20 protein-coding genes are annotated in these 23,781 nt (G+C 65.4%); 14 read left to right on the forward strand and 6 right to left on the reverse strand.

The window, feature by feature from the left end; translation table 11 throughout:
• The first annotated feature begins 78 nt into the window (after nucleotides 1–78).
• From QW887_RS01010 to QW887_RS01040, 7 genes are all read left to right on the forward strand, one after another.
• Entirely contained in the window at nucleotides 79–1,140 is a 1,062-nt protein-coding gene (locus tag QW887_RS01010) for a sn-glycerol-3-phosphate ABC transporter ATP-binding protein UgpC (protein ID WP_315714458.1), read from the forward strand.
• Between the two features lie 67 nt (nucleotides 1,141–1,207).
• Nucleotides 1,208–2,530: an ABC transporter substrate-binding protein gene (locus QW887_RS01015; protein WP_315714457.1), complete on the forward strand. Its 1,323-nt coding sequence runs from the start codon at nucleotides 1,208–1,210 to the stop codon at nucleotides 2,528–2,530.
• 266 nt (nucleotides 2,531–2,796) lie between these two features.
• Nucleotides 2,797–3,750: a sugar ABC transporter permease gene (locus QW887_RS01020; RefSeq protein WP_316192708.1), complete on the forward strand. Its 954-nt coding sequence runs from the start codon at nucleotides 2,797–2,799 to the stop codon at nucleotides 3,748–3,750.
• Nucleotides 3,747–4,655, forward strand: coding sequence for a carbohydrate ABC transporter permease (locus QW887_RS01025; protein ID WP_315714455.1), 909 nt, complete (start codon nucleotides 3,747–3,749; stop codon nucleotides 4,653–4,655). The genes QW887_RS01020 and QW887_RS01025 overlap by 4 nt, the downstream gene beginning before the upstream one ends.
• 220 nt (nucleotides 4,656–4,875) lie before the next feature.
• Entirely contained in the window at nucleotides 4,876–5,859 is a 984-nt protein-coding gene (gene denD, locus QW887_RS01030) for a D-erythronate dehydrogenase (protein WP_316192707.1), read from the forward strand.
• 75 nt (nucleotides 5,860–5,934) lie between these two features.
• Entirely contained in the window at nucleotides 5,935–7,104 is a 1,170-nt protein-coding gene (locus QW887_RS01035) for an acetyl-CoA acetyltransferase (RefSeq protein WP_316173942.1), read from the forward strand.
• Nucleotides 7,105–7,304: 200 nt separating this feature from the next.
• Nucleotides 7,305–7,859: a GNAT family N-acetyltransferase gene (locus QW887_RS01040; protein WP_316173940.1), complete on the forward strand. Its 555-nt coding sequence runs from the start codon at nucleotides 7,305–7,307 to the stop codon at nucleotides 7,857–7,859.
• A 214-nt stretch (nucleotides 7,860–8,073) separates the two neighbouring features.
• Here QW887_RS01040 and QW887_RS01045 read toward each other — a convergent pair whose 3' ends face one another.
• Nucleotides 8,074–8,637, reverse strand: coding sequence for a DinB family protein (locus tag QW887_RS01045; RefSeq protein ID WP_315749740.1), 564 nt, complete (start codon nucleotides 8,635–8,637; stop codon nucleotides 8,074–8,076).
• A 678-nt stretch (nucleotides 8,638–9,315) separates the two neighbouring features.
• The gene (locus tag QW887_RS01050) at nucleotides 9,316–9,741 is read right to left on the reverse strand and encodes a GFA family protein (protein WP_315749742.1); all 426 of its coding nucleotides are present in this window, start codon (nucleotides 9,739–9,741) and stop codon (nucleotides 9,316–9,318) included.
• Between the two features lie 256 nt (nucleotides 9,742–9,997).
• On the opposite strand from QW887_RS01050, the gene QW887_RS01055 reads away from it, so the two are divergent.
• From QW887_RS01055 to QW887_RS01070, 4 genes are all read left to right on the forward strand, one after another.
• The gene (locus tag QW887_RS01055; protein WP_315749743.1) at nucleotides 9,998–11,203 is read left to right on the forward strand and encodes a CoA transferase; all 1,206 of its coding nucleotides are present in this window, start codon (nucleotides 9,998–10,000) and stop codon (nucleotides 11,201–11,203) included.
• Nucleotides 11,204–11,207: 4 nt separating this feature from the next.
• Nucleotides 11,208–12,374 carry an acyl-CoA dehydrogenase family protein gene (locus QW887_RS01060; protein WP_315714448.1) on the forward strand — a complete coding sequence of 389 codons (1,167 nt, stop codon included), beginning with the start codon at nucleotides 11,208–11,210 and terminating at the stop codon, nucleotides 12,372–12,374.
• Nucleotides 12,375–12,558: 184 nt separating this feature from the next.
• A complete protein-coding gene (locus QW887_RS01065) occupies nucleotides 12,559–13,695 on the forward strand; it encodes a thiolase family protein (RefSeq protein ID WP_315714961.1) in 1,137 nt (378 codons plus the stop codon).
• Nucleotides 13,692–14,048 carry a Zn-ribbon domain-containing OB-fold protein gene (locus tag QW887_RS01070; protein WP_315714447.1) on the forward strand — a complete coding sequence of 119 codons (357 nt, stop codon included), beginning with the start codon at nucleotides 13,692–13,694 and terminating at the stop codon, nucleotides 14,046–14,048. Before QW887_RS01065 ends, QW887_RS01070 begins: the two co-directional genes overlap by 4 nt.
• 675 nt (nucleotides 14,049–14,723) lie before the next feature.
• Here QW887_RS01070 and glsA read toward each other — a convergent pair.
• On the reverse strand, nucleotides 14,724–16,583 hold the full coding sequence (gene glsA, locus QW887_RS01075) for a glutaminase A (protein ID WP_316173933.1): 1,860 nt from the start codon (nucleotides 16,581–16,583) through the stop codon (nucleotides 14,724–14,726).
• Between the two features lie 384 nt (nucleotides 16,584–16,967).
• Between glsA and QW887_RS01080 the strand changes: the two genes are divergently transcribed.
• Both QW887_RS01080 and QW887_RS01085 read left to right on the forward strand, forming a co-directional pair.
• Complete coding sequence (locus QW887_RS01080) at nucleotides 16,968–17,954, forward strand: IclR family transcriptional regulator (protein WP_315714445.1); 987 nt, start codon at nucleotides 16,968–16,970, stop codon at nucleotides 17,952–17,954.
• Entirely contained in the window at nucleotides 17,884–19,443 is a 1,560-nt protein-coding gene (locus QW887_RS01085) for an acyl-CoA carboxylase subunit beta (protein ID WP_315714444.1), read from the forward strand. Before QW887_RS01080 ends, QW887_RS01085 begins: the two co-directional genes overlap by 71 nt.
• A 2-nt stretch (nucleotides 19,444–19,445) precedes the next feature.
• Here QW887_RS01085 and QW887_RS01090 read toward each other — a convergent pair whose 3' ends face one another.
• The 3 genes from QW887_RS01090 to QW887_RS01100 all read right to left on the reverse strand — a co-directional run bounded on the left by QW887_RS01090 (nucleotide 19,446) and on the right by QW887_RS01100 (nucleotide 22,912).
• On the reverse strand, nucleotides 19,446–20,729 hold the full coding sequence (locus tag QW887_RS01090; RefSeq protein WP_315714443.1) for an MFS transporter: 1,284 nt from the start codon (nucleotides 20,727–20,729) through the stop codon (nucleotides 19,446–19,448).
• A gap of 86 nt (nucleotides 20,730–20,815) precedes the next feature.
• On the reverse strand, nucleotides 20,816–22,003 hold the full coding sequence (locus QW887_RS01095) for an acetyl-CoA C-acyltransferase (protein WP_315714442.1): 1,188 nt from the start codon (nucleotides 22,001–22,003) through the stop codon (nucleotides 20,816–20,818).
• A gap of 138 nt (nucleotides 22,004–22,141) precedes the next feature.
• Nucleotides 22,142–22,912 carry an enoyl-CoA hydratase gene (locus QW887_RS01100; protein ID WP_315714441.1) on the reverse strand — a complete coding sequence of 257 codons (771 nt, stop codon included), beginning with the start codon at nucleotides 22,910–22,912 and terminating at the stop codon, nucleotides 22,142–22,144.
• Between the two features lie 154 nt (nucleotides 22,913–23,066).
• On the opposite strand from QW887_RS01100, the gene QW887_RS01105 reads away from it, so the two are divergent.
• A complete protein-coding gene (locus QW887_RS01105) occupies nucleotides 23,067–23,723 on the forward strand; it encodes a TetR/AcrR family transcriptional regulator (protein ID WP_315714440.1) in 657 nt (218 codons plus the stop codon).
• Nucleotides 23,724–23,781 lie beyond the last annotated feature (58 nt).

Raw genomic sequence — 23,781 nt, forward strand, 5'->3', positions numbered from 1 at the left:
CTGATCAAACGGCCGAGAACAACGGTCAGAATGCCGCCGGCAAGCAGCCAATGCTGTCGGTCTTTGAGGAGGAAATTGATGTCGTCGGTGCAAATTCGCGACGTGCGCAAATCATTCGGCGGATTCGAAGTGCTGCACGGCGTGACGATTCCGATCGAGGATGGCGAGTTCGTCGTGCTGGTCGGGCCGTCCGGCTGCGGCAAGTCGACGCTGCTGCGCATGCTCGCAGGGCTCGAGAACATCACCGCCGGAACCATCTCGATCGGCGAGCGCGTCGTCAACAACGTGCAGCCGAAAGAGCGCGACATCGCGATGGTGTTCCAGAACTACGCGCTATATCCGCATATGACGGTCGCCGACAACATGGGCTTCTCGCTGAAGCTGCGCGGCGCACGGCCGGAGGACATCAAGAAGGGCGTCGCGCGCGCCGCCGAGATCCTGGCGCTGACGCCGCTGCTCGACCGCTATCCGCGCCAGCTCTCCGGTGGCCAGCGCCAGCGCGTCGCGATGGGCCGCGCCATCGTGCGCGATCCGCAGGTGTTCCTGTTCGACGAGCCGTTGTCGAACCTCGACGCCAAGCTGCGCGTCGCGATGCGCACCGAGATCAAGGAGCTGCATCAGCGTCTCAAGACCACCACCGTCTACGTCACCCACGACCAGATCGAGGCCATGACGATGGCCGACAAGATCGTCGTGATGCATGACGGCATCGTCGAGCAGATGGGCTCGCCGCTCGATCTGTACGACAAGCCGGACAACCAGTTCGTGGCCGGATTCATCGGCTCGCCGGCGATGAACTTCCTCAACGGCCACCTCAAGTCCAACGGCTCGGTCTATGTCGAGACCGAGAACGGCGCCCGGCTGCCGATCCTCACCGCGCCGGCTGCCTCCGACGGCCGCCCCGTCGTCTACGGCGTGCGGCCCGAGCATCTCGAGCTCGCCAGCGACGGCATCGAAGCCGAGGTCGTCGTGGTCGAGCCGACCGGTTCGGAGACGCAGATCGTCGCCCGCATCGGCACCCAGGACATCATCGCGGTGTTCCGCGATCGCCACGAGGTCAATCCCGGCGAGAAGATCCATTTGCGCCCGCGCGCGTCGGCGGCGCATCTGTTCGACAAGGATAGCGGCCGGAGGATTTGAGCCGGCCGCTCGACGCAACGACACAACAAACAAAACAAGCAAAATACTCAACGGGAGAAAACTTCAGATGGCTCATTTCCCCACCGATCGACGGTCTCTGCTCAAGGGCGGCGCGACCTTGCTGGCGGCTGCCGCGACCATGTCGGCCGAGGACCTGCTCGGCTACGCCAAGGCCTGGGCGCAGACCTCGCCCTTCAAGCCCGAGCCCGGCGCCAAGATCAACATGATGCGCTGGAAGCGCTTCGTCGAGGCCGAGGACGTGGCCTTCATGAAGATCGTCGACGCCTTCCAGAAGGCCAACAACGTCACCATCAACGTCTCCAACGAATCCTATGACGACGTCCAGCCCAAGGCCTCGGTCGCGGCCAATACGGGGCAGGGGCTCGACATGGTGTGGGGCCTCTACACGCTGCCCTTCCTGTTCTCCAACAAGTGCGTCGACATGACCGACGTCGCCGATTACCTCGGCAAGAAGTGCGGCGGCTGGACCGACTCGGGCAAGGCCTATGGCATGCTCGACGGCAAGTGGATCGGCATTCCCGTGGCGGCCACCGGCGGTCTCATCAACTACCGCGTCTCGGCGGCTGAAAAGGCCGGCTTCAAGGAGTTCCCGAAGGATCTCGCGGGAATGTCCGAGTTCTTCAAGGCCATGAACAAGAACGGCACCCCGGGCGGCATGGCGCTCGGCCATGCCTCGGGCGACGCCAATGGCTGGGTGCACTGGGCGCTGTGGGCGCACGGCGGCAATTTGATCGACAAGGACAACAAGGTCGTCATCAACTCGCCGGAGACCGCCAAGGCGCTCGAATACGTCAAGGGCCTGTACGACAATTTCGTGCCGGGCACCGCGTCGTGGAACGATAGCTCCAACAACAAGGCGTTCCTGGCCGGCCAGCTCTACGCGACGGTCAACGGCATCTCGATCTACGTGACCGCCAAGAAGGAGGCGCCGCAGATCGCCGAGGACATGAACCACGCGCATCTGCCGCCCGGCCTCGACGGCAAGACCCGCGAGATGCATCTGGGCTTCCCGATCCTGGTGTTCAACTTCTCGAAGTATCCGCAGACCTGCAAGGCGTTCACCGCCTTCATGCTGGAACCGGAGCAGTTCAATCCGTGGATCGAGGCGGCGCAGGGCTACCTGTCGCACTTCCTCAAGGCCTATGACGCCAACCCGATCTGGACCGTCGATCCGAAGAACACGCCGTATCGCGACGTCGCGGCGACCGCGACCACGCCGGCCGGCGTCGGCAAGCTCGGCGAGGCCGCTGCGGCCGCGATCGCCGACTTCGTCCTGGTCGACATGTTCGCGAACTACTGCACGGGCCGCGAGGACGTGAAGACGGCGATGGCGAGCGCCGAGCGCTCCGCCAAGCGCATCTTCCGCTGAGGCGAGGCCGACCGGCGCGCGAGAGCGCCGGTCGCCATCGTCGGAGGGTGGGCAAGGCGCAACGCGCCGTGCCCACCGTCATTGCGAGCGCAGCGACGTGTCCGCCATAGCCCGACGGGCGACGGCGGAAGCAATCCAGGGCCGAACGTTGGACTCTGGATTGCTTCGTCGCTTCGCTCCTCGCAATGACGGAGTAACTCTATCCGTCCCGAACGCCGGTGGGCGCGCGTCGCTCACCCCACGGTTCGAAGGGAGCTGCTGGATAAATGAGTACCATTCAGACCTCGTTGCCACGAGGCGCCGCCGTCGGCGAGCCCTCGGCATGGGTGCGCATCAAGACCAACCGCAACGTGATCGCGCTGTGGTTCATGCTGCCCGCGGCGGCTTTCCTGATCCTGTTCCTGGCCTATCCGCTGGGGCTCGGCGTCTGGATGAGCTTCACCGACGAGAAGATCGGCCGCAGCGGCGTCTTCGTCGGTCTGGAGAACTACGAATGGCTGTGGGACGACTCGATCTTCTGGCTGTCGGTGTTCAACACGCTGCTCTACACGATCGTGGCGAGCGCCATCAAATTCGCCATCGGGCTCTATCTCGCGCTGCTGTTGAACCGGCACATGCCGTTCAAGGCGATGATCCGCGCCATCGTGCTGATCCCCTTCATCGTGCCCACGGTGCTGTCGGCGATCGCGTTCTGGTGGATCTACGATTCCCAATTCTCGATCATCTCCTGGTCGCTGATCAAGCTCGGCGTCATCACCCAGAACATCAACTTCCTCGGCGACACCTCCTGGGCGCGCGCCTCCGTCATCATCGCCAACATCTGGCGCGGCGTGCCGTTCGTCGCGATCACCTTGCTGGCCGGCCTGCAGACCGTGTCGCCCTCGCTCTATGAGGCCGCCACGCTCGACGGCGCCACCAGCTGGCAGCGCTTCCGCTTCATCACCTATCCGCTGCTGACGCCGATCATCGCGGTCGTCATGACGTTCTCGGTGCTGTTCACCTTCACCGACTTCCAATTGATCTGGGCGCTCACCCGTGGCGGCCCCGTCAACGCCACGCACCTGATGGCGACCTTGAGCTATCAGCGCGGCATCATCTCCGGACGGCTCGGCGAGGGCGCCGCGATCGCCACCGCGATGATCCCGTTCCTGATGGCGGCGATCGCGATCTCCTGGTTTGGCATGCAACGGCGCAAATGGCAGCAAGGATCCGACCAATGACCGACACCACGCTGCACGCCAAGGCGCCCACCACGGCCGGCACCGACGAATCCGAGGGCATGAGCTACCTCGAGTCGCTGCCGCGCCGGCTGATCACGCTGTATCTGCCGCTCGGCATCATCCTCGTGGTGCTGCTGTTCCCGTTCTACTGGATGGGGCTGACGTCGATCAAACCGGACGAGCAGCTGATCGACATGGAGAAGTACAATCCGTTCTGGGTGGTGCATCCGACCTTCAAGCACATCTCCAAGCTGCTGTTCGAGACGCAGTATCCGCGCTGGCTGTGGAACACGATGTATGTCGCGGTCGGCGCCACCACGCTGTCGATCTTCGCTTCCGTGCTCGCGGCCTATGCGATCGTGCGGTTGCGCTTCAAGGGCGCCGACACCGTCGGCGTGCTGATCTTCTTCGCCTATCTGGTGCCGCCGTCGATCCTGTTCATCCCGCTAGCCTCGGTGATCCAGGCCTATGGGCTGTTCGACTCGCCGTTGTCCTTGATCCTGGTCTATCCGACGCTGCTCATCCCGTTCTCGACCTGGTTGCTGATGGGCTACTTCAAGACCATCCCGTTCGAGCTCGAGGAATGCGCGCTGATCGACGGCGCCAGCCGCTGGCAGATCCTGGTGAAGATCGTGGTGCCGCTCGCCGTGCCCGGCCTGATCTCGGCCTTCATCTTCTCGTTCACCCTGTGCTGGAACGAGTTCATCTACGCGCTGACCTTCCTGCAGTCGACGCCGAACAAGACCGTGCCGGTCGCCATCGTCAACGAGTTCGTCGACGGCGACATCTACAAATGGGGATCGCTGATGGCCGGCGCCCTGGTCGGCTCGCTGCCGCTGGTCATTCTTTACGCCTTCTTCGTCGAGCATTATGTGTCGGCCATGACCGGCGCGGTGAAGGAGTAGGCGGCTTTGTCCGCGAGCCGGGTCAAGGCGTCGCTTGCTGCTCACGCGGATCTCAACTCCCGTCATTGCGAGGAACGAAGCGACGAAGCAATCCAGAGCCATTCCGATGACTCTGGATTGCTTCCGCCGTCGCCTTTCGGGCTATGGCTGACAAGTCGCTTCGCTCGCAATGACGAACGTTGAGACCACGCCCAATCGTTGCATTTGAAGGAGCATACCCTTGCATATTCTCGTTCTCGGCGCCGCCGGCATGGTCGGGCGCAAGCTGGTCGAGCGTCTCGTCCGCGACGGCCGCCTCGGCGACAAGGCCATCACTCGCATGACGCTGCAGGACATCGTCGCGCCGGCCAAGCCCGACACGTCCATCGCCGTCGACACCATCGCCGGCGATTTCGCCGTGCCCGGTTTCGCCGAGAAGCTGGTCGCCGACCGTCCCGACGTGATCTTCCATCTCGCCGCAATCGTCTCCGGCGAGGCCGAGCTCGATTTCGACAAGGGCTACCGCATCAATCTCGACGGCACGCGGATGCTGTTCGACGCGGTCAGGCTGATCGGCGACGGCTACAAGCCGCGGCTGGTCTTTACCTCGTCGATCGCGGTGTTCGGCGCGCCGTTCCCCGAGGCCATCGGCGACGAGTTCGTCAACGCGCCGCTGCTCAGCTACGGCACCCAGAAGGCGATCGGTGAGCTCCTGCTGGCCGATTACAGCCGCCGCGGCTTCTTCGATGGCGTCGGCATCCGCCTGCCGACCATCTGCATCCGCCCCGGCGCGCCCAACAAGGCCGCCTCCGGCTTCTTCTCCAACATCCTGCGCGAGCCCTTGGCCGGCAAGGAGGCCGTGCTGCCGGTGTCCGAGGACGTCCGCCACTGGCACGCCACGCCGCGCTCGGCGGTCGGCTTCCTCCTGCATGCCGCAACCATGGACACGGCCAAGATCGGCCCACGCCGGAACCTGACCATGCCCGGCCTGTCGGCGACGGTTGGCGAGCAGATCGCAGCCCTGCGTCGCGTGGCAGGCGACAAGGTGGCGGATCGCATCAAGCGGGAGCCGGATCCCTTCATTGTGGGCATCGTCGCCGGCTGGCCGCGGAATTTCGAGGCCAAGCGGGCTCGCGAACTCGGCTTCACCACCGAGGAAAAGACCTTCGACGACATCATCCGGATTCACATTGAGGATGAGCTCGGTGGCAAGTTCGTGGCCTGAGACGGCCGCCAGCCTCTGGACTCACATGGCGCAAAGCGCCATTTGAGGGGCAGGGAGACATTCGGGAGAGAGAGCATGACCGCCAGCATCGTCGGATGGGCGCATACGCCATTCGGGAAGTTCGACGCCGAGACCGTCGAGAGCCTCGTCGTCAAGGTCGCCAACGAGGCGATCGCCGACGCCGGCATCTCGGCCGGTGACGTCGACGAGATCGTGCTCGGCCATTTCAACGCGGGCTTCTCGCCCCAGGATTTCACCGCCTCGCTGGTGCTGCAGGCCGATCCGGCGCTGCGCTTCAAGCCGGCGACCCGGGTCGAGAACGCCTGCGCGACGGGCTCGGCCGCCGTGCACCAGGGCATCCGCGCCATCGCCGCCGGCGCCGCGAAAATCGTGCTGGTCGTGGGCGTCGAGCAGATGACGCGCACACCGGGCCCGGAGATCGGCAAGAACCTGCTCAAGGCGTCCTACCTGCCGGAGGACGGCGACACCGTCGGCGGCTTCGCCGGCGTGTTCGGCAAGATCGCGCAGGGCTATTTCCAGAAATACGGCGACCAGTCCGACGCGCTGGCGCTGATCGCCGCCAAGAACCACAAGAACGGCGTCGCCAATCCCTACGCGCAGATGCGCAAGGATTTCGGCTTCGAGTTCTGCCGCTCCGAGAGCGAGAAGAACCCTTACGTCGCCGGCCCCCTGAAGCGCACCGACTGCTCGCTGGTGTCCGACGGCGCCGCCGCTCTGGTGCTGACCGACAGCGAGACCGCGAAGTCCTTCGCGAAAGCAGTGAACGTGCGCGCGACCGCGCACGCGCAGGATTTCCTGCCGATGTCCAAGCGCGACATCCTCGCCTTCGAGGGCTGCACCGTGGCCTGGCAGCGCGCGCTGGAGAAAGCCGGCGTCACGCTGTCCGATCTCTCCTTCGTCGAGACCCATGACTGCTTCACGGTCGCCGAACTGATCGAGTACGAGGCGATGGGCCTGACGCCGCGGGGGCAGGGTGCCCGCGCCATCAAGGAGGGCTGGACGCTCAAGGACGGCAAGCTGCCGGTCAATCCGTCCGGCGGCCTCAAGGCCAAGGGCCACCCGATCGGCGCCACCGGCGTCTCCATGCACGTCATGACCGCCATGCAGCTCACCGGCTCCGCGCCGGAAGGCATGCAGCTCCCCAATGCCAAGCTTGGCGGCATCTTCAACATGGGCGGTGCGGCCGTGGCCAACTACGTCTCGATCCTGGAGCCGGCGAAGTAAGGATCAACGACCGTCTATCGTTTGTCATTGCGAGCGAAGCGACTTGTCCGCCATCGCCCGAAAGGCGGCGGCGGAAGCAATCCGGGGCCGCGCGTGCCGCTCTGGATTGCTTCGTCGCTGCGTTCCTCGCAATGACGGTGATACAGGAGAGCTTCCGCGATGCGGAAGCTCTTTGTCATTGACTGGTCCGATTGCCCATCATGATCATCTCCACCGAACGCCTGACCTTGCGCGAGTGGCGCGACGACGATCGCGCGCCGTTCGCGGCGATGTCCGCCGATCCGGCCGTGATGCAATTCCTCCGCGCGCTGCCAACGCGGCAGGACTCGGACCGGTGGATCGATTTCCAGATCGCCCATCAGGCCGCGCACGGCTTCGGCTTCTGGGTGGTCGAAGATCGCGCCACCGGCACTTTCCTCGGCGCCACCGGCCTGTTCCGCGTCGCCTTCGATGCGCCGTTCACGCCGGCGGTCGAGATCGGCTGGCGGCTGTCGCGCGCGGCCTGGGGGCGGGGGATTGCGACCGAGGCGGCGCGGGCGTCGCTCACGTTCGGCTTCGATGAGCTCGGCCTCCACGAGATCATCGCCTATGCCGCGCCGGCCAATCAGGCGTCACAGAACGTCATGCGCAAGCTCGGCATGATCAGGAACGAGGCGTCGGATTTCGATCATCCGCGAGTCGAGGCGGACAGCCCGTTGCGCCGGCAGGTGATGTACCGGCTTCCGCGCGAGGTGTGGGCCAATGCCTCGTGCTGATCTCTCCTCCCAGTCATTCCGGGGCATTCGCGCGCAAAATGGCGAAGCCATTTTGAAGCAGCGCGAATGAGCCCGGAATCCATAACCACAGGACGAGGTGTGTCGAAGGCAGGCGCCACGAGCATCTCGCGCCCCACGGCCGGTTGTGGCTATGGATTCCGGGCTCGCGCTGCGCGCGCCCCGGAATGACGGAGGGAGGGAAGCCACGCGTGCATCAGCTCCGCCACACCTTTTCCTCGCTGAACCCCAGCTCGACGAAATCCTTCGCCCGCAAGCTTGAATCATCCGCAGGGAAAAACTCGTCGAGCTGCGGCGGCTTCACTGACGTGCTCGACAGCATGGCATGCGCCTGGCCGCGGTGATGGATGTCGTGCTGGAACAGGTGCAGCAGCAGCCGGTCGCAGCGCTCGTTCTGTACCCGGCTCTCGCGGTTGATGCGGACGGTGTCGTCGAGCCGCGCCGGCGTCAGCGCCTCGCAGAATGCAATCAGCCGGCGGTCCATCGCGCCCTGCGCCTTCGCAAGATCTGCGAGGCGCGGGAACGGCACCTCGTTCTGCCACGCCATCGGGCCGAGCCAGCCGCCTTCCAGCGCGTCGATGTAGAATAGGTCGATGATGTAGATGTGGTTCAGCGTCCGCTGCAGGCTGGGGAAAAAGCCCGTGCGCTCGGCAGCGAAATCCTCGGCGCTGAGCTGGCCGCAGGCGGTCAGCAGCCGGTGATTGGCCCAGGCATTGTTGTAGGCGAACGCGCGGAAGGTCTGGACGAGATCGGCGGGCATTGATCAGGGCACCCCGTGATGGCTCGCCGCAGATCATACGGAACTCCGTGCTCCCTTCACCATCCATTTCGGCGGGCCGGAGCGCATCATCCCCATGCGCTTTTGCGGAACTCTGCCGGGATCGGCCAAGCGGCGATTTTCTCCAGGGCCTTCAGGCTGATTTGGCCTGTCCAGTCCCCTGGTCAAAAAGATTCATGTTTCGCTTTTCCAGAAAATATGCTTCACTCTCCCCATCCTGCTTCGCCACGAGGGGCGCTTCGCGATCGTCACGAACGTTGAGGCAGGGAGGCGGTGGCCGCGACGTGTCGCAGCGTAGCTTGTCTGCGCGGACGAACGGCATGGCGCGGACGTGAAGTCGCGTGGTCCCGGCATCCCGACGCTGATGCCAAGTTCGCGGGGCATGATGATCCCCAAGGACGACGGTGGCCAAAAGCCGGCGCACCGAGGAGAGCGCGAAATAAGCGTGAAAACCATCGCGCAGGGAAGGCCGGGTCGGTCCGGCTGAACCTGTGGTTCTCTCCCCGTGCTTTCTTTCGCACGGGGGCCACGGGTGCCAGTCGGCACCCGGCCTTCCCTGCGCCCTCTGTTTCGAAGGGGGCGGCTTCGATCAGCACAGCTCGGACAGATCCTGTCGCGAGGCCATCGATGCTTGGGTGCTTGCGAAAAGCAGACCTTGTCTCACTCCGGCATCATCTCGCCGGAGCCGCCGAACTCCGCCGGGAAATCCTTCAGCTTCGGCAGGCCATCCCTGATGGGCAGCACCGTCTCCGCGTAGTTGACGTGCACACCGGGCGTGAACTTCAGCGTCGGAATCGTCGCGGCATAGACGTCGATCATGCCGAGCGGCGGGTGGTCGGTCATCAGATGCCCGCCACACTTGGTGCAGTATTTGCGGTGGCTCATGTCGGTCTTGTGATAGCTGCCGATCGCGTCAGCCCCCTTGGTCACCCGCACGTTCGCAGGCTTCCACAGGGTGAAGGCGTTGACCGGACCGGCCGACCAGGAGCGGCACGACGAACAGTGGCAATAGCCCATCGCCTCCGGCTCGCCATCGGCCTCGATCTCGACCGCGCCGCAGAAGCATTTGCCCTGATAGAGCGTCATGAGTGTTCTCCCTCGTGTTTGTTTTGGATGTTGGACCGGCATGCTGACACACCTGAACGCTGAAATGGAATCCTAGAATGCAGCTCGCGGCGGGGAACATCTGGTGCAGCGCGGCGGTCGTCGTCCGTGATCCGCGACACGGAATGTTGCGGCGGGGGATCTGACGCATGGCCCCATACCCGCGCGGCGGCTTGCTAGGGAACATCAGGTGCCGTTAGCTCTGGCGACAACAAGCATCGAGGGAGCCGACGCCACGATGGGACCGCTTGCGGGCATCAAGGTCATCGACATGACCACCGTGCTGATGGGGCCGTATGCCGCCCAGACGCTCGGCGACTACGGCGCCGATGTCATCAAGGTGGAATCGCCGGAAGGAGACGTCACCCGCAAGATCGGCCCGTGGCATCATCCGGGCATGGGGCCGGTCTATCTCAATACCAACCGCAGCAAGCGCGTGATCTGCCTCGACCTCAAGAAGCCCAGGGGACGCGAGGCCGCGCTGCGGCTCATCAAGGACGCCGACGTCCTGCTCTACAACATCCGGCCGCAGGCGATGGCGCGGCTGAACCTCGGCTATGACGTGGTCTCCGCGCTCAATCCGCGGCTGGTCTATGCCGGTGTGTTCGGCTTCGGCCAGGATGGTCCCTATGCGGCCAAACCGGCCTATGACGACCTGATCCAGGGCGGGGCGGCGCTGTCGCATCTGATGGCGGTCGCCGGTGACGGCACGCCGCGTTATGTGCCCAATGCGCTGGTCGACCGCATCGTCGGCCTGACGGCGGTCGGTGCCATCTGCGCCAGCCTCGTGCACCGTGACCGCACCGGGCGCGGCCAGCGCCTGGACGTGCCGATGTTCGAGACCATGTCGGCCTTCATCATGGGCGACCACATGGGCGGGCTCACCTACCAGCCCCCGCTCGACAAGGGCGGCTATGCGCGGCATTTGTCGCCCGACCGCAGGCCCTACAAGACCGCCGACGGCCATATCTGCGTGATCGTCTACAACGACAAGCAATGGGACGCGTTCTTCACCGCGTCCGGCCGCACCGACCTGCGCGCGGATGACAGGTTCAACAGCTTTGCCCGGCGTGCCGCCAACATCGATTTCGTCTATGCCGAGCTCGCGCGCATCTTTCAGACGCGGACCACGGCCGAATGGACCGATCTGCTGGATGCCGCCGATGTGCCGGTCATGCCGATGCACGACCTCGAAAGCCTGCTGAACGATCCGCACCTCGTGGCGACCGATTTCTTTCCCGTGGTCGAACATCCGACCGAAGGTCCGATCCGCAGCACCCGCGTGTCCGCGACCTGGTCCGAGACCAAGGCCGAGCCGCTGCGTCTGGCGGCACGGCCGAACGAGCATGGCGCGGTTATCCTGCACGAGCTTGGTTTCTCGGACGAGGAGATCGCCGCGATGATCCGCGACGGCGTGACGACGCCGGCGCCTGCCAGGGAGTGAGACGATGGATTTCGCGCTCTCCGCCAACCAGGAATCGATCCGCGATGCGGTGGCCAAAATCTGTGCTCGCTTCGACGATGCCTACTGGCTGAAGAAGGACAAGGAGGGCGGTTTTCCCGCCGACTTCCACAGGGCCTTGGCCGAGGCTGGCTGGCTCGGCATCTGCATCCCGGAGGCGTATGGCGGCTCCGGGCTCGGCATTCTCGATGCTGCGATCATGATGCGCACCATCGCCGAATCCGGCGCCGGCATGTCCGGTGCCTCGGCGATCCACATGAACGTGTTCGGGCTCAATCCGGTCGTCGTGTTCGGGACCAAAGAGCAGTGTGCGCGGATGCTGCCGGGCATCGTCGATGGCAGCGAGAAGGCCTGCTTCGCCGTGACCGAGCCGAACACCGGCCTCAACACCACCCAGCTCAAGACGCGTGCCGTGCGCAAGGGCGACCGCTACATCGTCAACGGCCAGAAGGTGTGGATCTCGACCGCGCAGGTCGCCGAGAAGATTCTGCTGCTGGCGCGCACGACGCCGCTGGAGGAGGTGAAGCGCCCGACCCATGGGCTCAGCCTGTTCTACACCGATTTCGACCGCAGCCGGATCAAGGTGCACGAGATCGAGAAGATGGGCCGCAAGCCGGTCGACTCCAATGAGCTGTTCTTCGAGGATGTCGAGATTCCGGTCGAGGATCGCCTGGGCGAGGAGGGGCGCGGCTTCGACTACATCCTGCACGGCATGAATCCGGAGCGTATCCTGATTGCCGCCGAAGCCGTCGGGCTCGGTCATCTCGCACTGTCGCGCGCGTCGGCCTATGCGAAGGTGCGCAACGTGTTCAATCGCCCAATCGGCCAGAACCAGGGCATCCAGCATCCCCTGGCGAAGAACTGGATGGAGCTGGAGGCCGCGTGGCTGATGGTGCTGCAGGCCGGCTGGCAGTACGACCAGGGCCGGCCTTGCGGCCCGGCGGCGAACGCCGCGAAATATCTCGCCGCCGAAGCCGGCTTCCACGCCTGCGAGCAGGCGGTGATGACCCATGGCGGCTTCGGCTACGCGCGCGAGTATCACGTCGAACGTTACCTGCGCGAATCCCTGATCCCCCGCATCGCCCCGATCAGCCCGCAACTGATCCTGTCCTTCATCGCCGAGAAGGTCCTCGGCATGCCGAAGTCGTATTGAGATGAACTGTTGCTGAAATGATGAACCCAATCGTGATGGACGCACGCTGCCCGCATTCCCTCCCCCCTTGTGGGGGAGGGGCAGGGAGGGGGGTACCCCACGACGACTCCTCGTGCGGCCACCCCCACCCCCGACCCCTCCCCGCAAGGGGGAGGGGAGCGCGGCGGTGCTCTTGGTGCGCCAGATGACCTACGTCACCGGCACCGGTCTCACGCCGTTCGGCAAACACGACGGCCGCTCCTCGCTCGATCTCATGAGCCTGGCCGCGCAGCTCGCGCTCGACGATGCCGGGCTGACGCGGCGCGACATCGACGGCATCCTGTGCGGCTATTCCACGGTGTCGCCGCACATCATGCTCGCAACCGTGTTCGCCGAGCACTTCGGCATCACACCCTCTTACGCCCATGCGGTGCAGGTCGGCGGCGCCACCGGGCTCGCGATGGTGATGCTCGCGCATCACCTGGTCGAAGCCGGCGTCGTCAGGCACATGCTCGTGGTCGCCGGAGAGAACCGGCTGACCGGGCAGAGCCGCGATGCGTCGATCCAGGCGCTGGCCCAGGTCGGCCATCCCGATTATGAGCTGCCGCTCGGGCCGACCATCCCTGCCTATTACGGCCTCGTCGCCTCGCGCTACATGCACGAATACGGCGTCACCGAGCATGACCTCGCCGAGTTCGCCGTGCTGATGCGGGCGCATGCGCTCGATCATCCCGGCGCGCAATTCCATGAGCCGATCACCATCGCGGACGTCATGGCATCGAAGCCGGTGGCGCGGCCGCTCAAGCTGCTCGACTGCTGTCCGGTGTCCGACGGCGGCGCCGCCATCATCATCAGCCGCGAGCCGACCGGAGCGACGGCGGTGCGCGTGCGTGGCTGCGCCCAGGCGCACACGCATCAGCACGTCACGGCGGCGCCGGCCCTGAGCGAGCTCGGCGCCGAGATTGCGATCGCGAAGGCGAAGGCAGCAGCGGGTGTAGACATCAAAGACGTCGACTACGCCGCCGTCTATGACAGTTTCACCATCACGCTCTGCATGCTGCTCGAGGATCTCGGCCTCGCCGGCCGCGGCGAGGCGGCGGCGCGGGTCAGGGCCGGTCATTTCAGCCGCGACGGCGCCGTGCCGCTCAACACCCATGGCGGGCTGCTCAGCTACGGTCATTGCGGCGTCGGCGGCGCCATGGCGCATCTGAGCGAAGCGCATCTGCAGATGACGGGGCGCGCCGGACCTCGCCAAGTCCGCGAAGCAGCGCTGGCGCTGCTGCACGGCGATGGCGGCGTGCTGTCGTCGCATGTCAGCATGTTCTGGGAGCGTGTGCGATGAGCGAATCGTCCGACTGGACCAGGGGGGTTGCAGCGATTCGCTTTCAGCGCTGTGCGTGCTGTGCCCACCTGCAGTATTTCCGCCGCGGCTTCTGCGCGGCCTGCGGCTCGCTTGCGCTCACCGATCACGCGGCGACGGGCGAAGGTACCATCTATGCGGCATCATTGGTCTGTCGTGCCGCGACGCCGGAGACGCGCGCGCATGTGCCCTACAACATCGTGCTGGTGGATATGCGTGAGGGCTTTCGCATCATGGCCCATGGCGACCACGAACTTGCGATCGGCGATCTCGTCATGGCCTGCTTCGTCACCTTCGCAGGCGGCATCGTGCCGTACTTCGGGAAAGTCAAATGAAGATGGGGAACAGAACGACGTCTGAAAAGGTCGACCGCGGGCGGCCGAGGCGGGACGATACGCATGAAAAATTCGTCCCGACCCGGATCGCCGCGCGATTGACACAATACTGTTACGCTACGCCTACTAACTCAAACGCAACTCAACTCGGTCGTTCGCGTGAGCAATCAAGCTCACATTCCTACCTACGGGCGATGAAGAAACTGCGACGCAGAACCTCCAGACAGCCCTTCATCGCCCGTAGAACAGGACGCTGGCGATGACGATCATGGATGTCACCGCCAGCATATGCGCGAGTGCCTCCGACGTTGCCCTCTTAGTGGCTTCCTTCATGCCGTTTCCTCCCTGGACACTGGACACGACTCTCCGTGGCGCAAATACACACGCTACGTCGGCTGGAATTTTACTCGGAACACCCCACTTCGACGTTCGCTTCGCGAGTCCCCACTCGGCGTTCATCGACGGTTCAGAACATCGTCGGGTAATGCGGCGTGAATTGGGCTCGCTTATGGTTGTCCTGCGACCGAGTCCCGGTAACGTTTAGGCGAGCCCGTACAAATACGAGTGATGCGAATTATCGACCGGAAGCTGTTAGTTACTGTGAATTGCAACCTTGAGTATTTGTTTGCTTCGACCGCGTGCGACACGTCGATGACGGACTTCGACGCACTGAAATCAGTCTGCCGCGAGCAGGTTGAGCCGCGCATTGGCGACCGTCAGGCGCTCCGCCAACAGTTGCGCCAGATTGCGCATGATGCGCTCGCCGGCTTTCGGATGGCGCACGCGGAAACGCTCGAAATCCACCAGCGAGATCTCGAAAGCGGTGGCGGAGAAATCCGCGACGACGTCGGCGGAGCGCACGGGCTCCAGCAGCGCCATCTCGCCGAAGCATTGCCCTGCCGTCAGCGTCGCGAGCCGGATGCCGTCGGGCAGGGTGACGTGGACGACGCCGGAGCGCAGGAAGAACAGCGAGGCCGCAGCATCGCCGGCCGCCAGGATGCGTTCGCCCTGTTGATAGTGCCGGATGGTCGCGAGCGCCGCGAGCTCGTGGCGCTCGTCCGCGGAGAGCCCGGCGAGCAGCGGCTGCTCGGCGAGCTCGGTGGTTTCGAGGAAGTCGATCGCCCCGCCATAGCGATAGACGATCTGGTCCTCGGCCCATTCGATCGCGGCGTCGAGCAGGTAGAAGTCGCGGACGTTCCTGATGTCGCCGGTGCGGGCCGCGATCTCCTGCCATTCCGGCGAGCTGCGGCGGATGCCCGACAGCACGACGGTCACGTCGAAGTCGGCGAGCTCGTGAAACAGCTCGGAAAGCAGGCGCACGCCTGCTTGTGTCATCGCGGTGACGCGATGGAGGTCGACGATGACGAATTGCGGTCGCGTGCTCGCCGCAAGCTGGCGCGAGACGTAGTCGACGTTGGAGAGCGACAGCGTACCGACCAGCTCGAGCACGCGCACCGCGTCCGGATGTGCGGCGAGGATGTTGCGTTCCTGCGCGCGGCGGCTGCGCCGCGACGGGTTGGCGCCGATGTCGTAGTCGGCGATGATCGTGGTGCGCGCATCGTCGGAACGGTTGAGCATGTGCAGGCCGTAATGCGCCGACAGCGCCTCGCAGACCTTGATGCCGCGCACGCTGTTGCCGTGACCGTCGAGCCTGGGCGAATAGCTGCCGAGCCCGAGCCGCGCGGGCAGGCTCGCCAGGATGCCGCCGCCGACGCCGCTCTTGGCGGGAATGCCGACGCGGTAGATCCATTCGCCGGCGAAGTCATACATGCCCGACGAGGTCATCACCGACAGCGTGCGCGACACCGCATAGGGCGTCACCACCTGCTCTCCGGTGACGGGATTGACGCCACGATTGGCGAGCGTGGCCGCCATGATCGCGCAGTCGCGCGCGGTAACGAGCACGGCGCATTGCCGGAAGTAGACCGCGAGCACGTCGTCGACAGGCTCCCTGATGACCTCCGACGTCCGCAGCAGATAGGCGATCGCGCGGTTGCGATCGCCGGTGGCGGCTTCCGACGCGAACACCGCGTCGTCGACATCGAGCTTGCGGCCGGCGAAGCGGCCGAGCGCGTCGCGGATGGTCTCGAAGGCGTCATTCTGACGTGCCTTGCGGATCAGACCGCTGCACGCGATCGCGCCGGCATTGACCATCGGATTGAACGGGTGGTTCTCCGCATTGAGCCGGATGGAATTGAAGGGATCGCCGGACGGCTCGACGCCGATCACGCGCTCGACCTCGTCGGAGCCGAGCGTATCGAGCGCGAGCGCGAACACGAACGGCTTCGACATCGATTGGATCGTGAACGGCACGCGGCTGTCGCCGACCTCGTAGACGTGGCCGTCCAATGTGGCGAGGCCGATGCCGAAATGCGCCGGGTCGGCCTTGCCGAGCTCGGGGATGTAGTTCGCAACGGTGCCGTCATGATCGGGCCAGAAGTCGGCATGGCAGGCCGACAGGAAGCGCTGCAGCGGCGGCATCGCGGCCGTCGCCCAATGCTGCGGATGTCGGATCGGCCTCGGGTGGGTGGTCATGGCAAGCTCGGCGGGAACAAGGTCTCGCGCCGGTTATGTCGCAGCCGCGACGGCGCAGCCAGCCCACACTTGTCGCAACGCTGGTCAAATGTTGCCGCTGCTCACCGATTGAGCGGGTTTGCGGGCGCGATGACCGTCCCGTGTTGCCATGCGCGAGAGGCGATGCCCATCGAAAGCCGCCGCTGCGGTACCGCGCGTTGGAACCGGCGACGATCGTCCCTCCCGCATCCTGCAGCCGATTGCCTGAGGATGCCGAGTCTTGTGCCAACACGCTGAAGAATGGCGGGTTTTGGAGACGGTCTGCTGTTGTGACGGCAAAACGGCTGGGCTAGCTTGTTCAACAAGCGGAATATCATTCCGCATGACGGAATTGGTGGGAAACGCATGGGACGACGGTCTGAGCGATTGAGCAGGGGCAGCATGCTGCCCGGAGATCTCGCCGGCGAGGGCGAGGTCATTCAGGTGGTGTCGCGGGCGTTCGACGTGCTTCGCTGTTTCGAGGGGCACGAGGCGCGGCTCGGCAATCTCGAAATCTCCAACCGCTGCGGCCTGCCGCGGTCGACGGTGTCGCGGCTGACGCACACGCTGACGCGCATGGGCCAGCTGGTCTACCTGCCGCGCGATCAGAAATACCGCATCGGCCCGAGTGCCGTGGCGATGAGCACGTCGATGACCAGAGGCTTGCAGCTGCGCAATCTGATCCGGCAGCGGCTGCAGGACGTCGCCGAGCAGTTGCCCGGCACTGTCGGCTTCGTGATTCCCGATCGCTTCCACCTCGTCTATCTGGAGTTCGGCCGCGCCGCGAATGCGCTCGGACTGCATGAGACCACCGGCAGCCGCATCTCGATGGCCTCGACCGCGGCCGGTCATGCCTATGTCGCCGCGCTCGAGCCGGAGGTCGGCGACGCCTTGCTGGCCGAGATGGAGCGCGAGATGCCTGACGCGGCCAAGCTGCTGCGGCCGCGCCTCGAGCACAACAGGCAGTTTCTCAAGGAGCACGGCTACGTGGTGGCCTGCGGCCTGTGGAGCCCGCACATCAATGGCGTCGCGCTGCCGCTGTGGTCGCCGCAATACCAGACCTATGTCGTGCTCACGATCGGGCTGTTGTCGGCGATGTACGACGAGCAGCGGCTGCATGACGAGGTCGCCCAGCCGATGCGCGAGCTCGGCCGCAGCATCGCCGCGCTGCTGCAGGGCGCGGAAGCCGACGTCTTCAACAACCGGATGGACAGAAAACCGCTCCAGGTGAACGCGAAGACTAACCACAAGAACAAGACCATCACCGGGGCAGGGGGAACGAATGAGTTGGCAGCCGGAGCTCGAGGAACTGGCCCGGCGCGAAGCCTTCGCGCGGGAGATGGGCGGGCCTGACAAGGTCAAGCGTCAGCACGACCAGGGCCGCCTCACCGTTCGCGAGCGCATCGACGGCGTCGTCGATCCCGGCAGCTTTCACGAGATCGGCGCGGTCGCCGGCCTCGGCGAGTATGACGAGCAGGGCGAGCTCAAGCACGTCACGCCCGCCAATTGCGTGTTCGGGCGCGCCCGCGTCGACGGCCGCACCGTGGTCGTGGTCGGCGACGATTTCACCGTGCGTGGCGGCTCGGCCGATGCCTCAATCGCCGCCAAGCCGTTGATGGCGGAGGAGATGGCGCACGACTTCCGTCTGCCCATCATCCGTATCATCGAGGGCTCCGGCGGCGGCGGTTCGGTCAAGACGATCGAGACCAAAGGCGCGGCCAATCTGCCCGGCGGCATCGGCGGCAATCGCTGGTACCGCTACACGACCGAGAACATGTCGCTGGTCCCGGTGGTCGCGCTCGGCCTCGGCTCGGTCGCGGGGCTTGGCGCAGCGCGGCTCGCGGCGAGCCACTACTCGGTGATGACCAAGCAGTCGGCGATGTTCGTCGCCGGGCCGCCGGTCGTGAAGCGGCTGGGCCAGGACCTCGGCAAGATGGAGCTCGGCGGCGCCGACATCCAGACCAAGGCCGGCGGCGTCGACCACGCGGTCGACACCGAGGCGGAAGCGTTCGCCTGCGCGCGGCGCTTCCTGTCCTATCTGCCGTCGTCGGTCTACGAGCTGCCGCCGACCTTGCCTTGCACCGACGATCCGCAGCGCGTCGACGAGCAGCTCATCAGCGCGGTGCCGCGGGATCGCCGGCGCGTCTACAAGATGCGGCCGATCATCGAGTCCGTCGTCGACAACGGCTCGTTCTTCGAGGTGGCGCAGAACTATGGCCGTCCGATCATCATCGGCCTCGCGCGTCTCGAAGGCCGCGCAGTGATGGTGCTGGCGAGCGATCCCTATCACTTCGGTGGCTCGTGGACGGCGGATGCATGCCAGAAGGTGATCCGCTGGGTCGACTTCGCCGAGACCTTTCATCTGCCGATCGTCTACCTGATGGACTGTCCCGGCTTCATGGTCGGCCTCGAGGCGGAGAAGGCCGCGACCATCCGCCACGGCGTGCGCGCAATGGCGGCGGTCAACCAGTCGACGGTGCCGTGGTGCACGGTGATCGTGCGCAATAATTTCGGCGTCGCTGGCGTCGTGCATCAGCCGGCCGATCGATTCTCCATCCGCTATGCCTGGCCGTCGGCCCATTGGGGCTCGCTGCCGCTCGAGGGCGGCATCGAGGCGGCGTATCGCGCCGAGATCGATGCCGCGCAGGATCCGAAGGCCAAGCTCAAGGAGATCGAGGAGCGGCTGACCAAGCTGCGCTCGCCGTTCCGCTCGGCCGAGAAGTTCTGGGTCGAGGAGATCATCGATCCCCGCAAGACGCGCGCGCTGCTGTGCGAGTTCGCCCGCCTCGCCGAGCCGCTGCGCACGCCCGGGCCGCCCACGGCGATGACGACGCGGCCGTGAGCTTACGCCGCGGCGGGCTTCGCCTGCCGCGCGATCGCCAGCGCCAGAAGCGCCGCGACGATGCAGAGCGCGCCGGCGGTGAAGAACGCCGGCAGGTAGCTCTGGAGCAGTGTGCGCGACAGGCCGGCGCCGAACGCGGCGGTGCCGGCGCCGAGCTGATGTCCGGCGAACACCCAGCCAAACACCAGGTTGGCCCGCTCGGGCCCAAACCGCTGCGCCGTCAGCCGCACCGTCGGCGGCACGGTGGCGATCCAGTCGAGGCCATAGAACATCGCGAACAGCGACAGGCCATAGAACGAGAAGTCGGTGAACGGAAGGAACAGCAGCGACAGACCACGCAGGCCGTAGTACCAGAACAACAGCCAGCGATTGTCGTACCGGTCCGACAGCCAGCCCGAGACGATCGTGCCGACGAAATCGAACATGCCCATCGCGGCGAGCAGGCTCGCCGCCTGCACCTGAGGAATTCCGAAGTCGAGGCACATCGGGATGAGATGCACCTGGACAAGGCCGTTGGTCGAGGCGCCGCAAATGAAGAACGTCGCAAACAGCATCCAGAACACCGGCGCCCGCGAGGCGTCGCGGAGGGTGCCGAGGGCGGCGGCGAGGATCGGCGTGGTGACGGGCGAGGGGGCGGCGATCGGGTCGGTGTCGTTGTCGCCATAGGGTCGGAGGCCGAGATCACTCGGGCGATCGCGCATCAGCAGCAGCACGGCGGTGGCGGAAACGCCGAGCATGATGCAGATCAGCCCGAGCGCGACGCGCCAGCCGAGCCGCTCGGTGAGGCTGGCGAGCAGCGGCAGGAACACCAGCTGTCCGGTGGCGACGCTGGCCGTGAGAATGCCGACGACGAGGCCGCGCCGCGCGACGAACCAGCGCGTGGCGATGGTCGCGCCCAGCACCAAGGCGGTCATGCCGGTGCCGATGCCGATCACGACGCCCCACAGCAGCACGAGGTGCCACACCTGTGTCATCGCGAGCGACGCCAGCAGCGCCGACACCACGATCAACTGGGCCAGCAGCGTGATGTTGCGCAGGCCGTAGCGGTTGAGCAGGGCGGCGGCGAACGGCGCCATCAGCCCGAACAGCACGAAGCGGATGGAGAGCGCCGAGGAGATCTCCGCGGTGCTCCAGCCGAATTCCTGCTGGAGTGGCACGATGAACACGCCGGGTGCGCCCACCGTGCCGGCGGACACCAGGGCCGTGAAGAACGTCACGGCGACCATCACCCAGCCGTAATGGATGTTGCGCCGTCCAAGGATCGCTGCAAGTTGGTTCGAGATCATGAGGCTCTCAGTACAATGGGGTTGCGCGCCCATTCTGCCAGGGCGCCCAAATGACATAAATGGCTAAGTTCCCTCGTTTCAGGACATCAGGGTCGCTCCACGGCGATCGCAGTCGCCTCGCCGCCGCCGATGCACAGTGCGGCCACGCCGCGCTTCAGCCCGCGCGCGTCCATCGCATGCAGCAGCGTCACGATCAGCCGCGCGCCGGTGGCGCCGATCGGGTGGCCGAGCGCACAGGCGCCGCCGTTGACGTTCAGCCGGTCACGCGGGATGCCAAGGTCGCGCTGCGCGGCCATGGCAACGACGGCGAAGGCCTCGTTGATCTCGAACAGGTCGACATCCTCGACGCGCCAGCCGACCTTGTCGAGCAGTTTCCTGATCGCCGGAATCGGCGCCGTCGTGAACCATTGCGGCTCCTGGCTGTGGGTGGCGTGGCCCTTGATCTCCGCGATGACAGGCAGCCCGTCGCAATCGGCACGCGACCGCGCGGCGAGCACGAGCGCCGCGGCACCATCCGCGTTCGCGGAGGACGCTGCGGGCGTGATCGTGCCGTCCTTGCGGAACGCCGGCTTCAGCGCCGGGATCTTCACCGGATCGACCTTGAGCGGATGCTCGTCGTTGGCGACCAGGCGCGGGCCGGATTTCTCGACGATCGTGATCGGGGCGATCTCGGCCTTGAACGCCCCGCCTTCGACCGCCTTGCGCGCACGCGTCAGCGTCTCGATGGCGTAGGCATCCTGGTCGGCGCGGGTGAACTGATAGGCCTCAGCCGTGGCCTCGCCGAAATCGCCCATCGAGCGTCCGGTCTCATAGGCGTCCTCCAGGCCATCCAGCATCATGTGATCGAGGATCCGATCGTGGCCAGCACGATAGCCGCCGCGCGCCTTGGTCAGCAGATATGGCGCATTGCTCATGCTCTCCATGCCACCCGACACGACGATCTCGGCGGAGCCCGCCCGAATGACGTCGTGCGCCAGCATCGCGGCCTTCATTCCGGAGCCGCAGACCTTGTTGATGGTGGTGGCGCCGGTGGCGTCGGGCAGGCCGGAACCGCGCGCGGCCTGCCGTGCCGGAGCCTGGCCCTGGCCGGCCGACAGCACGTTGCCCATGAACACCTCCTGGACCGCATCGGGCGAAACGGTGGCGCGTTCGAGCGCGGATCCGATCACGTGCGCGCCGAGCTTGTTCGCACTCAGCGGCGAGAATTCGCCCATGAAACGGCCCAACGGCGTGCGGGCGGCGGACAGGATCACGACGGAATCGGACGAGGCCATGACAAGGCTTTCTGATGAAATATGATAATCATCATATAGTAATCTCTCGCAAGAGGAAACCCCGGCGGTCCCTGCTGAACCGTCGTGAAGCTGGCGCGAGGCTGCCGGGATCTGCGAGGCGAGACTTGGAGAAACTTGCTATCGCTTGCGGTCGATGAAATGTTGCATCAGCCGTTTCGGCTCGTCGGTGAGGAACGACCGTCCGAAGGCGCCGATCGATATCTCGATGGACTCCTTCAGCGGCAGCTCCTCCCATTGCCGCAGCAGAGCCTTCTGCGTCCGCAGCGCTTCGGGACCGCAGGCGAGCAGGGATGCCACGGCCTTCTCGACCGCGATGTCGAGTTCTCCCTCGGCGGCGACGGCATCGACGAGGCCCCAGGCGAGAGCGGTCGGCGCGTCGATCGTCTCGGCCGTCATCAGCAGCCAGCGCGTGCGGCCCCAGCCGATGAGACGTGGCAGCAGCGCGGCATGAATGACCGAGGGAATGCCGACACGCACCTCGGGCATGCCGAACTTGGCGTCGTGTCCCGCGACACGGATATCGCAGGCCGCTGCGACCTCCAATCCGCCACCCAGACACCACCCCGGCATCCGCGCAATCACGGGGGCAGGAAAATGTCGCACCGCTTCGCAGAGCCCGGCAAGTCGCGAGATGAAGGTTTCCGCTGAAGCCTGGTCCAGCGTTGCCATCTCCTTGATGTCGGCGCCGCCGATCATGCTCTTCCCGCTTTCGCCGGCCAAAACGAGAACGCGAATGGCGGCGTCGGAGGCGAGCGATCGCAGCCCGGCTTCCACGTCGAGAATCGCCGCCGAACCGAGAATGTTGAGCGCGCCTGCATTGCAGATCGTCAGCCGAACGACGCCTTGGCCGTCACGACTCACGCCGCAGTGGGAATTGAGCATGTCCATGGTCGTCCTCGTCGGGTTCCTGGGCAACAGGGGTGTGCCGGGAATAAATCAGGCCAGCGAAGTTGATTTAGATCAACTCGAATTCATCAAATAGCTGCAGCGAGCAGGACGCAGAGCTGTTATAGTATGACCGCAGACATTCAATGGGACGGCAATGCGTTACTCTCCGGAACACAAGGCGGAAACCCACGCGCGGATCGTGCGCAAGGCATCGGTGCGGCTGCGCGAGCGTGGCGCTCATGGTGTCGGGGTTGCAGACCTGATGAAGGAGGCCGGACTGACTCACGGCGGCTTCTACGCGCATTTCGATTCGCGCGAGGCGTTGGTCGTGGAGGCGTTCGGTTATGCGATCGATCGTTCGATGGAGCATTGGCGCAAGCTGCTGGACCAGTTGCCGCCGCAGAAGCGGCTCTCGGCCATCGTCGACGGCTATCTGTCCGCCGGCCATCGCGACGATGTCGGTCACGGCTGCGCGGTTCCTGCGCTCGGAGCGGAAATCGCCCGCGAGAGCGCCAAGACCCGCAAGGCCTTTGCTGCGAAGCTGGAAGAGTTGATCGACCTGTTCGCTGAGTACATCGTCGACGTACCGGCCAAGACTGCGCGAAAGCGGGCTTCGGCGATGCTCGCGACGCTGGCGGGGACGCTCGTGATGGCGCGACTCATGGGCAGCGGCGAATTGTCAGACGATATCCTGAACTCCGGGCGCGAGGTGGCGCTGGCCGTCGCCAGCGGAGGTGGGCCGGCGGGCAGGGCACCTGTGCGGGCACCCGCAAAAAGGCCCGTGAAGAAGGTGGTAGCCGCGAAGCGCTGATCCGTCGCGCGGCTCGGATGCGGGACGCGGCACGCTGCACGCCGCGGGGTCTGCCGTG

This window comes from Bradyrhizobium sp. SZCCHNRI3052, from assembly GCF_032484895.1.
Lineage (GTDB): Bacteria > Pseudomonadota > Alphaproteobacteria > Rhizobiales > Xanthobacteraceae > Bradyrhizobium.